The 13552-nt window shown below is 38.0% G+C and carries 1 protein-coding gene and 2 pseudogenes; 2 read left to right on the forward strand and 1 reads right to left on the reverse strand.

Annotated elements, in window-relative coordinates; genetic code table 11:
• A pseudogene (locus NFR46_RS05995) lies at positions 1-265 on the forward strand (IS30 family transposase); the annotation flags it as partial.
• A gap of 87 nt (positions 266-352) precedes the next feature.
• Positions 353-1576, forward strand: a pseudogene (locus tag NFR46_RS06000) (ISL3 family transposase).
• Between the two features lie 235 nt (positions 1577-1811).
• Here NFR46_RS06000 and NFR46_RS06005 read toward each other — a convergent pair.
• Positions 1812-13550, reverse strand: coding sequence for an MBG domain-containing protein (locus NFR46_RS06005; RefSeq protein WP_251575576.1), 11739 nt, complete (start codon positions 13548-13550; stop codon positions 1812-1814).
• Positions 13551-13552: the final 2 nt, after the last annotated feature.

Here is a 13552-nt window from a genome sequence, read left to right on the forward strand (position 1 = left end):
CGAATTTCTTCATCTTGATGAAATCAGCGAAAGATTAGGTGTTATTGTCTATTGGCCTGATCCATATTCGCCTGAGCGGCGTGGAACAAATGAGAATACAAATGGATTAACCCGGGAATATTTTCCCAAGCGAACAGATATTGATAATTATACAGAACAGGACGTTGAACAGTGCTAAAAGCAGTTAAATCAACGTCCGCGCAAAGCGTTAAACTATGAAACCCCATATGAAGTATTTTTTGACAAACCGTTGCACTTAGTTTGACAATTCGCCGTACACAAAAAGGACAACTGCTGCCCTCGTGTTGTATAATCAATTCACCACAAAAATCATATAAAGAAAGTTATACAGATGTCCCTAAATAATTCTATCCTAAATCTCCTCGGAATTGAAGACCAAAACATTAAAGATCTTAACGTTGAAACGATTTCGAAAAACAATGATCAGCTTAAAGTAATCCATGCTTCCTTATCTTATCCAGTGTCACGCTGTATAAATTATGGATTTAAAATTGTGGTTAAAAATGGCTTTCGTAAAACTCATCTTCGCTTAGCTAGTCTTAATGGCATGCGGTATGAAATGATCCGGGCCAAGCAACGTTATTACTGTTCCAATTGCCAGACAACCTTCGGTGCGACAACTGATTTAACTAAGCCCAGTCAGACCCTTACTCGAAAACTCAAAAGTCAAATTATACTATTTGCTCATGAAGGTATGAATGGCGAGCTAATCGCTCGCCTCTGTCATTGCTCGCCCAGTAGTGTTCGGCGGACGATTATCGAACGCGTTAAACCACATTATTGGATGGCCATTCTTCCTAAACACCTCTGCTTCGATGAGTTTCGTTCGATTAAGTCCATCATGTCATTTATTTGTTGTGACAGTGAAAGCCACCAACTAGTGGTTAAACTTCACAATCGGCTTTCACCATCGATTACTAATTACTTTGAAAATCGTTATAGTCAAACCGAACGAGCTCTCGTTATCGACCTCAATGCCCAATACCAGAGCTTTATTTACCGTCTATTTCCGAATGCCCAAATCATTATTGATCGTTTTCATATCGTCCAATTGGCCGGCTGAGCTTTAGATAACTTTCGACTTAATATTCTTAAGTTCTTAGATAAACACAGTCGCGAATATAAAATTATGAAAACTCAATGGCGCTTATTTCATCTTAAGCAGACCGAACTTCACCCTGAGAAGCCTGTTTATCTCCGGGGGATAAATGAATATATGACGAAGCAAAATGCCGTTGACTTAATCACCAGTAAATTCACTGACTTTAAGGTCGTTTACCAAACATATCAAGCAATTACTCAAGCCCTTCGGGAGCGTGATCCCAAACTTCTTCAAGCGGTTTTACAAAATTACCAGACTACCAATACTGAAATGGATACCACGATTAACACCCTTAGGAAGAACCAACAAGCGGTAATTAACAACACCAAATATGAGTTTTCGAATGGTCCATTAGAGGAAATTAATCGGAAAATCAAAACTCTTAAACGAACCTGTTATGGGTTTGCCAATCAAAACTTTTTCTTTTTAAGAATTGATTGCCTATTTGCATAAAAAATACCACCCACATTTCTGTGAGTGGCATCGATATCCATCAATACTAGTTGACAGATATCCCATTTTGTTAGTTCTTAACTATTATAAAGATAACGTGCGAAATAACTACAGAGCTAGTGTCTAGCTACGAACGCTAGCCGTGCCCACTATCGTTCTAGGTTAGCCATACATCCTGTCAAGAAAGTTATTTCTCACTCACTTGTTTAGCTTGGTTTCGCTCTTAGTTAAAATACTATTTCTCACGTTTTTTCTTCATCCCAGCTAAACCAAAGATACCTGCAAGGGTTGCAAATGCAAACCCAAATAAAGAATTATTATTTTGATCATTACCAGTTTGGGGAAGAACATTAGCTTTTGATTTTCCTTTTATTGGAATCTGAACTAATCGATGTGAGGCAAAGTGTTGATTTGTAACATGTTGGATTACCTGTTCAACTGGTTTATTTTTCGGCTGATCATCAGTTACCTGCTTGTCACCACTACTTGTTGGTACTACTGGTTTATTTTTCGGCTGATCATCAGTTACCTGCTTGTTACCACTACTTGTTGGTACTACTGGTTTAATAGGTTCTGATGGTTGATTATCCTTGACGTATTCAATTTCAATATTTTCGTTTTGATCACTAGGAACAACCACTTCAGTTGGCACAGTAGTCTGACTAGCTATATAACCATCAATTTCCGGCACAGAATATGTTGGCCATTCATTACTACCATTAGCTTGCCAGCCACTATAAGTTACCTTGCCAGTAACCGTATCAAATGTTGCAGTCCGTATAAATTTAACCGTTTGAGTAATTACCTGTCGTTGTCCATCAGGTAATTTAACAGTAATGATCCGCCTTACCTCTTTTGTTAGGGATTCCATCTTTTCATAAGTAGTTGATGGATTACCCGGAACTTTGCCAGTTGGAATATCAGTCGTAGGAGTTTCCGGAGTAACAATAATTGTACCATGTTCAACCTGGATTACCACAGTTGGAATACCTTCTGCTGTTGCTGTAACAGTCTTTGGAATTTCTTGACCTGGAACTAGCTGCCAGCCTGCTGGAATTTCCGGTTTAACTGCTACTGCCTCTCCAGTCTTTCCGCTAAGTGGACTTGTACTAATTTCATTACCTTCTTTGTCTTGGTAAGAAATAATACCACTTTGTTCATTAGCTGTATAAGTAACCTCGATAGTCTCATCTTTTTGACCATTCTTAACTTCAACAGCTGGAATTACTTCTTCACTTGCGGTGTAGCCCTTGACTTCTGCTGGAACAAATTCGCTCCAATTTGCAGTTGACCATGAACCATAAGTTACTTTACCTGTTACATCATCGTAACTCGCGTCACGGTATATCTTCGCAGTTTGAACTTCTGTACTCTTAGTTCCATCTGGGTTAATTACATTGATCGTCCGAGTAATTGCTTGGTTCAAGTCATTTTCATGAGCTCCATCAATTTCTTTACCCGTTGGTGTCTTTTCACCTTCTGGAACTGGATTATTATGATCAACATTGGTTGTTCCATGCTTAATCATAATTAAAGTAGTCCCATTATCAACAATGATTTCAGTAGGTACATCACTTGGATCACTTGCTACCCAACCTACTGGAATTTCAGGAGTAAATGGAAGTTTTGTTCCTTTTATATGACCATCAATATTAACTGAACTAATTACATTATTATCGGCATCCACGTAGTTAATAGTTTGGCTACTATTTTCCAAAGTAAATGTTGCTGTTGAACTAAAGTCAATATTGTAATTTGGATTTTCATGACGAATCTTATTGATTACATCTCCACTAAGCTCGACATCATAAGTCCCAGCTTCAGTTAATTGAGCTGGATGACCATCTTTACTGAATACAAAATCACTCGCTGTTAATCCAGTAATAGTTTGTTGTTGTCCATTTAACACTACAACAACTGAATAATTATGAGGATCAAGTTCTAAGTCTTGAGTAGTTTGAGAGCCACTTATTGTTGCATTCGTCTTAGCAGGAATAATTACTAATAATCCCTGACTGCCGTCATAGCTGTAGTTGTAGTTACTATCAGCTACTTTGATAGCATCAATACCAGCTTGACTTAATTCAACTTGATAAGTACCTACATTTATTGGATTTCCAACAACTTGAATATCTTTATCAGTTAAGTGATAAGTTTGACCATTAGAAAGTTTAACTTCAAATTTATCAGGATCTAATGTCACTACACTTCCTGTATAAGGAGTTTCTTGATTGCCATTAAAGCAAATTGTTACATTCGCTTTACTAATTGTGACACTAGCTAAACCACTGAAGTTCCAAATGTAGTTATTGTTAGTAGCAATTTTACTTTGACTAGAGTCCTTAAGCTTTAAGTAATAAGTACCAACATTTATTGGGTTTACAATCACTTTACCAGTTTCATCAACCCACTCATAGTCATCAGCAGATAAAGTAGGTGCCATAAGATTTACGCCATTGTTAGTTACAATGCTATTAGTAATCTTATCAACATTAATTACAGGAGTTTGACCATTGTAAACCACTTCATATGAACCTGAAGTGGTTACATCAGCGTTAGCTTTTTCAATTGTAAAGTCTACCGTATCATTATTATAAGTATAGTTATAATGATTACTTTCAAGATTTCGAATTTGACCTAATGCTGCTTCGGTTAATCTAACCTTGTAAGTACCTGCATTAGTTGGTGCAGGAATTGGATTGCCTTGATCATTTACAAATTCAAGATCTGTCGGCTTTAAGACATAAGTTTGGCCATTTGATAACTTCACATTAATGCCGTTAACAACTCCATCAGTAGCTGGAATAACTACTGGATTTCCCGTGTAAATTGTAGAACCAGCACCGTCAAGGGTAATGGTTGCAGTTGCCTTTTCAATATGATAATTACCCGCGCCTTGGTAATTCCAAGTATAGTTGGCATTTCCAGCAATCGCATTTTGAACTTTTTGCCAACCAGTTTGGCTCAAGCGTACTTGATAAGTTCCAACTTCACTTGGTGTAGAAATCACTTTTCCATCTTGCAAGAACTCGTAATCGCTTGCCGTTAATTGCAAATCACTCGGCAACGCAATTGTCTGTTCATTTGGATTATCGGTAGTGATTTCTGGAATAAAGTTAGCTGGATCAATTGTTGCTGGATTACCAGTCCAAGTAATAGTTTGATCACTAGTACTTGGCAAAGTAATCTCAGCCTTAGCTTGACTAATGTCATAAGTATACTCACCGCTAATTGCACCAGTGGCAAAACTGTAGTTAGGGTTAGCTGCCTGAATTTTAGCAATTGAACTATCCTTAAGCTTCAAGTAGTAAGTACCAGCATTAGTTGGTAAGCCAGTCATTTCAGTATAAGTATCGTCTGCATTCTTGGTATACCAAGAATAATCGGCGTCGCTTAGCTTAGAAAGATCTAAACTTTGGCCATCAACTAACCCACTTGGCGTCCAAGTAATTGAATTAAAGACATCACTAACTGAAGTTTCCTGACCATTGTAAATCTTATTGCCATTTCCACCTAAAGTATCTGTAGCTGCTTTTTGATTAATCGTGTATTTAATCGTGCCACTTGCGGTATTAAAGCTGTAGTTAGGATTATTCTTTTGCAATGCTTGCAGAGCAGAAGGTTTCAAACGGGCTTCATAAGTGCCAGCATCAGTTGGGATCGCATCTAGCTTCTCACCTTGGGCATTATACCAATCAAAGTCACTGATAGTAATACCTTTCATTGATAATGGGTTATCAGTAACAAGATCATTAGCGTTAATCGTTAAGTCTTTTACATCTAAACTAGCAGGCTGACCATCGTAAGTCTTTTCTTGATCATTGCCCGAAATAGTTACATCGGTAATTGACTTAGGAACGATTTCAAAAGTAGCTGAACCAGTTAAGCTATTCTCATTAATTTTTGCATTTCCTGAACCAGCATATTGATCAATTGCGGCTTGCAAATGAGCCAAACCAGTTTGGGTCAACTTAATAGTGTAAGTACCTACATTAGTTGGTGCCTCACCATTAGTCCAAATGTAATCACCATCTTGCAAGTGGTAAATACTATTTTCAGTGCTACCAGGGAAGGTCAACTTAACAATAATGTCACCACCATTGTTAAGTTCAGCGGTAGTTACTGCTGATCCATTAAATGTCATTTGGTTAGAACCTGACAAGCTTGCACTAGCCTCAGTAGCTGCATTAATCGTATAAGTGGCCTTAGTATTAAATGTCCACTTGTAGTTATCGCCATTGTTGCCAGTTAAATTCTTCAACTTAGCTTCACCGGCTGGTGATAATTCAACCGTATAAGTTCCAGCATTAATAGGATCACCATTAGCAAACTGTAAATCATCACTAGTTAACTTAATCGTTTGTGCAGTACCGTCGGGAGCATAAACAGTTGCTGAATAAGTTAAATTATACTTATCAATGTTCAAATCAGCTGGTAAAGTAGTTTTTCCATCATAGGTCTTACTATCGCTACCATCTAAGCTAATCGTGACTTCGCCTTGGTTCACCTTAAAGATGCCATAAGTAGTTACATCGCTCGCATCCTGTGGATAAGCATAGTTAGTACCCAATGCAGTCTTGATACTTTCCAGACCTTGAGCTGATAAAACAACTTGGTAACTACCAACATCTCCTGGTGTTTGACTAAAAATCAAATCTCTATCTTTAACTTGGTAATTTAAAGTAGTACCATTTTCAGTCTTTACAGTTAAGGTATAACCTTGAGGATTTTCCTTAATAGCCTTTAACCAATCAGTGGAACCATAAGTTACATTTTGCTCATTACCACCAACGGTAATTGTCACTGGCATCTGGTCAACGAAGAAGTTGGCCCGTGCTGCAGAAGCTTGAGTCCAATTATAGTTGGTTGAACCAGTTAAATCTTGGAGCTTCTTCAATCCTTGAACAGATAATTTCACTTGATAAGTGCCAACATTATCTGGAGTAGTTACAAACTCTAAATCGCCTGTTTCAAGTTTCAAATCTGTATAAATTGGCTCATGTTCATTGTCAGTTGTCGCATTCTTAACAGGTGCAGTAATAGTTATACTGTAGCCGTTATCGCCGCCATATTGAATCGTGGCAGTTTCACCATATTTAATATGCTCTGCGCCATTAATCGTAACGGTAGTATCAGCCGGCGTAATTACATATGTAGCTGGTTCATGTCTAGCATCAATAGGATCTGAATTAGATGAACCACTTCTAGGAGTGCCATTATTTCCGCTAACAGCATTCCAATCATAATCTGGAAAAGCTGCTTGGAGTCTTTGCAGTAATTGACCAGCAATCTTAACTTGGTAAGAGCCGACATTAACTGGCATTTGCCCATTAGTAAAGCCATTAATATAGACATCGCCAATTTTCAAACCACCAATTTTTTGAATAATTTCAGCCTCGGTTGGCCCAGGAACACTGCTATCCCAATTAGTTAGTTCAATGTGGTAGGCGCTAGGATCGAGTGGTAAATCAGTTCCGTAAGTGGTTGTTTGATTACCGTTTAAAGTAACTTGAGCCTTGCGAGCATAGATCAAGAAATCACCAGTTGCATTACCTAAACTAATGTCATAATTACTTGCACCTGTTAAGGCCCTAATCTTATTAAGTGCAGCACTTGTCAAACGAACATAATAAGTTGGATTACCTATTTTATCGTTTTCTTGCGCATTAGTATGGCTGACTGGATTACCGCCGCTATCGACAACTTCTAAATCTTCTGGGGTTAAAGTGAAGCTTCCCAATCCAACTGGCTCATCATTTGAGTTACCCCATACTAGTTTAATATCACCATTATCAAGCTGTGTCTGGGTAATGGCTGCATTTTGACCATTATAAACTTGTGATGCAGTTCCACTTACGCCGATAATCAAACTTGCTGGATAAATATGGTAAGTAATGCGGCCTGAAATCGTGCTATTTCCGTCCTTAACAAATGTGTAGTTAGGGTTAGCATTCGCAAAGGCGGACTTACCTTTTTCATTCAATTGTAAGTAGTAGTAACCAGCATCAGTTGGAGCAGTAATCTGCTTGCCATCTTGATCGACCCATTTAAAGTCATCAGCAGTTAAATCTGGAATAGTCAAGCCTTGAACATTATTGAAGCCAAAGTTCTTCTTGGTTTCCTCCTTATTTGGATCAAAGCTAACCGCTTGACCATTGTATTCACTCTTTTCACTACCATCTAACTGAACGTTTGGCGAAACAGCTTGTTCAATTTGGAAAGTAGCACTCCCTGTATTGTCCTTAGACAAGATTACATTGCCCTTACCAACCGCTTCATCAATTGCAGCTTGAATTTTATCAAGACCTGCACTAGAAAGAGTCAGAGTATAGTTTCCAGCATTAACAGGTGCTTTACCATCTTGAGTATTCCAAGCGTAGTCTCCATCTGCAAGAGTGAAACTAGTTGGTAAGTTAACAATATTATTACCACTAATAACTACCTTGATGGTTGAACCATCAGTATACAAATCAGCTGTCGTTACTGAATTGCCATTGTAAACCATCGAATTGTGACCGCTAAGTTCAGTATTAGCGCTAGCAGGAATAATGGTGTAAGTACCAGTTCCACTAGATGCTGTGGCAGACCAAGTTACATTATCACTATTAATCTCTTTGATATGATTCCAACCGTCTTTTGATAAACGAACTGCATATTTTCCAACATTAACTGGAACAGTAGTAGTCCAAGTCCCATCAACATTAAATTCAATATCACCAGCAACTAAGTTATAAGTTGGATTATTTGGTTCATTCAGCTTAATTGAGAAGCCGTTTAAGTAATCACTATTAGGACTACCAGTGTAAGTGTATGAAGGATTTCCACTAAATTCTGCAGATGCTTGGGCCTTGTTAATAACTAAAGTACCAAAACTTGTGCCTTGGCTAATCTTGTAATTATCACCAACTGCCTTTTGAATCTTATTGGCACCGGTATCAGTTAAGACAATATGGTAAACACCGCCAGCATTCGTTGCAGTGATAGGCTTACCGCTGACATCAACAATTTGGAAGTCACCAGAGTCTAATTGTACATTGCTCAAGCTAGCTGTTGCTCCATCTTTAGAGCTAATGCTTACTTGAACGCTGTTATTTCCATTAGCATTGTATTTAACGCTAATTGGTTGGCCCGTGTAAGTTTCAGTTTGTGTTCCATCGACACTTACAGTATTTTCAGCAGCATTAATTGTATAACTTGCACTTCCAGTAAAGGCATTATCAGCAAATACTACATTTGGTGTGTTATTTTGACCAGAACCTGCTAAACCAAGAATATATTTTTCAATGTTGGAAATACCATCAGGTGTCAAAGTAATCGTGTATGACCCAGCATTAGTTGGTGCAGAGCCACTACTCCACTTGTAGTCACCATCTTTAAGAATATAGGTCTTGTTAGCATCAGTAACACCTGGGAAGGTTACCGTTACACCAATTTGACCATTGCTATTTACTTCAGCAGTTGTAGTAGCTTGACCATCGTATGTGCGTAAGTTAGAGCCACTTAATACACCACTTGCTTGAGCTTGCGTAATAGTGTACTCAGCTAATTTATTACTATTAGTCAAAGTAAAGTTAGGATTATCTTTTTGTAGAGTAGAGAGTGCAGAGTCCTTAAGTTTTATGTGGTAAGTTCCAACATTTTCAGGATTACTGATCGAATTACCCTGAGCGTCTACCCACTCATAACTATCACTAGTAAGACCAGTCGTATCTAAAACTACTTTGGCATTGTTAAAGTTAGTAGTAATTGTTAATTTTGAAGGATCAATACTAGTCGTTGGTTGGGCATCATAGATCTTGGTGTAATTTCCAGATGTCTGGTTGCTTAAAGTAAAAGTAGCTGGTGCCGGATTAATAATATAGGTTGCAGTACTGGTAAAGGTTGAATTACCCTGAGCATCTACCCATTTAATACTGTTATTACCAAATTCTTTTATAACATTTTGCTTACCTTGTTTCGACCAACGTAACTCATAGGTGCCAGCATTAGTTGGCATTTCAGTCGTCCAAGTTTGACCATTATCAGATGAAAATTCAACATCTCCCGCTTGTAACTCATAGACATTTCCAGTTGGTCCACTAACTCCAGCATAAATTGGATTGTCACCATCCCCATTATTAAGGTCATCAAGAGTGATTGGACTGCCAGTGTAAGTTGACTCATTAGTACCTGCCAAAAATGCTGTTGCAGTTGCCGTATAGGTTATATTAATTACAGTCGGAAGTGTATCGATAGTAACAGTTTGAGCTGGAATAGGTCTCCAGTTTGGAATATTTAATGTTGTTTCAGTAGTTGTCCCATCAGGATGAGTAACAATTTGTTTAATGACTTTTGTATAATTATTCGGAGCCGGCATATTGTTGTAGCGGTCCCATTCACCTGTAGTCCAGCCACTACCATCAAAGCTATCAAATACTACTCCGCTATCATCAGCATTTACGCGTACAGGTCTAGTAATTGTTGCTGATTGAGTCGTAGTTTGGGTAACTGAAGGAGTTCCTGATTGGTTAACTGGCGTGACGTTAATTACACGGTTAATAGTTTTTTGCGTCAATGATGTAGGTACATAGTAAGTCGTCAATTCGTTACGAACATACCATTGAGGAGCATTGTTAGTAGTAAATACTGTATTGGAATTATAATTTGGATTAGCAAAATTTACAGTAGTATATGTGCCTGTAGAATTGAGGTTTGCTACTACATAGTCATTGCCAGCATCAGGAGGAGTAACAGTAAATTGTCCATCTTGTGCTATATTCCAGTTTCCAGAAATCACATGGAAACCTAAGTTGTCCTCAGTCTTATCCCAAGTCCAATCTCCATAAACCACTTTATTGGTTGAAGCATTAATAGTCCCAGCTTGTTTGAAGAAAACTTGAATCTGCGCATCGGGTGCAACTGATTGGCCATTCTTATCACCACCTGCATACACAAATTTAGCGGTTATTGTTCTAGCTTCAGTTTTATTTGGAACATAGAAAATAGTATGAACAGGTTGAGCTTCATAAAGAGATGCAGCCGTAGTATATGCAGTTGAGCCTTTAGAAATAGCGCTGGTATCGCCATCACTACCATTCCAAGTAGGGAAAACAAATTGATTAGCAGGAACTTTATTAGTATTTGTAGCAGGACCACCAGTGTAAGCTGTATATCCATCTAAGGTTGGTACATCGGCAGTTACTGTAGCCCACTCTTGCGGTAAATTAGTCCAAGTCCCGGATACTACATGGTAACCAGGTGTATTACTATCACCTTTTTTAGTATTCCATTGCCATGGACCATACGTAACAGTTCCAGTTACCAAATCTTTTGTAGCTTGCCGAGTATAGTAAACATCTAAAACTGCAGAAGTAAAGGCATTACCATCTTCGGTATAAGTACCGTCCTCATTAACTTTAGTCTTAACATAATTTACTGTTATAGTCCTAGTTTCTCGTGCTTTTGGATCAGTATCGGTTACATTTTGAGTTCTATGAATTAAGTGAATGACAATATTTGCATCAAATAATGAAGGAGCTGCCTCAGATGTCCATTTATAATTTGGGATTGTCCAATTACAATTTGGATTTTTATCTGTACCTGTAAATGGTATCCAGAAATCCCCGGCAACTGTTGCTCCTGCAGGTACTCCAGAGACACTAACAGAGCGATACTTATCTGGATTTACGCCATCTGGAAATGTAAGTCGAGTATATGACCCATTACCAGCATTTTTTATATCAAATTGAACAATCTGTTTATTTTCCGTATCGTCCCAGTAAGTAATTGTAAACTGCATTTGTTGAGTAACAGTAACATTAGCAGTAGCGGGAGCAGTTACGGCAGTGTATTGCTGGCCATTCACAGAAACTGGATAAGTTGCAATAACTTTAACATTATATGTTCCTACTTGATTCCAATTTGGTTCACTATTATCAGCAAATTCAAATGTAGTATCTGCTGGAAAATCAGCAACATTAGTAACCAAATCTTTAGCTGTTAAAGTCTTCCCCTTATAGGTAGTCTTATCTTGAATTTGAAGATTTTTCTTTTGATCTGCCGGGATGGTAACAACTTGGTATGTAGCAGTTGCATAGTTAACCAAGTGATTGTTGTGACCAGTTACATCATCAACAGGGGCAGTTGAAACTCTCTTTAATACATAGTTATGTTCAGTAACATAATCCTCAAGCTTTTGATCAACCATGTCTTTGTAACTATTAATGGCATCGGTCATGTTACTTGCACCAGCTGCATCATAAACAACAGGGAACGAAATGGTTGTACTTTGCCCTCCATCTGCATTATTAATAGTAATATTGTGTGTATTATTGTTTTTATTGGATAAAAGAGTGTAGAGATTACCACTAGCTAAAATGATTGGCTGAGTGAAGCCACCATTGGCAATACCCAAGGTGTTTAACTTATCAGCAGTAAGTGTGGAGTTATTGCCGAGATAAACGACTGACTGAGTATTATTTATGACACTTGATGCACTAGTTACCTTACTAAAGTCCCACTTGGAAAGGTCAACATATTGAGCATTGGAGCCTTGAAATAAAGCAGTCATATTAGTTACATGACTTATGTTCCAGTTAGTAATCGCACTTGCATCAACCAACGATCCTTCATTGGCAAAAGTTGCTTCAAGATTAGTTACCTTACTGGTATTCCAGTTTTCCAAACCATGCAGGCTAGTTAGAGCCTGGTTAACATTAAATGCCCGATTCAAATCAGTTACATTGCTAGTATCCCAATTAGCTAATGCACTAATGTCAGTCAAATTAGCATCACTCATAAAAATGACACCCATGTCAGTTACATGACGTACATTCCAATTTTCTAGACCTTGTAAGTTCGTAAAACTATTATTAGCAAATGCAGTGTTGAGTTTTTGTAAACTATCAGTCTTCCAATTGCTTAAAGGAGAAAGATCTGTAACTTTGTTAACATTGTTGAAAATCCGAGTCATATTCGTTACTTTTTGAACATCCCAGTTTTCCAAACCAGTTAAGCCAGTCAAGCCCGTCGCATTTTGGAATAAAAGGGACATATTAGTTACATTGGAAACATCCCAATCGCTGACTCCAGTCAAAGATGCTAGGTTAGAAGTACCTTCAAAAGTTCTTTGCATTGAAGTAACACTACTAGTATCTAAACTATTGGCATCTAAATTGGTCAACTTCGTGTCATTTTGGAAAGTACCATTTAAATCAGTACTTGCGAGCTTGATCTTCTTATCATCAGTCTTACTAAAAGCAATAGTAGCAGCATTTTGCCAGCTTTTAATTAAATCATTAGAAATCGACACTTGAAGACCATCAGTTGATTTATTAGCAGCCGCAAAGTCAGCTTCATTAGGCACAATAATGTGAGTTCGATCACCAGTGTAGCCAGTTAATTGGTAATAATTTGTACCATCAAATGTCGTGTTCTGCCCTGTCCACTTAGAAGTATCTAATGTTCCCCAAGTAGCAGAATCATATCCGCCGTTAGTAGTTGCTGTGGTGGCTGTTGCTGCCGCAGTCTTATTTTCTTGAAATGCTTGAGTTGTTGTAGCATTATCAGCAGTATTTACATTGAGAGTAAGAAAAGCATTTTTATTTTCTTCTTCACTATTAGTTTTATTTGCAGAAGAAGCGGCACTTGAATTTTCAGTATTCTGAGCAGTTGTAGTCTTTTGTTCACTGGTTTTAGAAGTGTCAGTAGTATTAGCTACAATATTTCTCTTCGCTTCATCAGTATTTTGGGGAGTCTCAGCCACTGAACTTTGCGTTTGCGCCGGTTCAGCTGAAATTGAAGTGACAGAAATGCTACCTGCTTGCGCTGCTGCTGGGGTAGTCGTATCTGCTTGGACACTAGCATTTACTACTGCAGTTGCCCCAAAAGCCAACATAAATGTGGCACAAGCAGTAATCCACTGCTTCTTGGCCTTATATAATTTATAATTCTTATTTTTTGGAGTCATGCTTCGTAAAGGATTATTTTTACTCATAA

This window comes from Limosilactobacillus agrestimuris (assembly GCF_943193105.1).
GTDB lineage: Bacteria > Bacillota > Bacilli > Lactobacillales > Lactobacillaceae > Limosilactobacillus > Limosilactobacillus agrestimuris.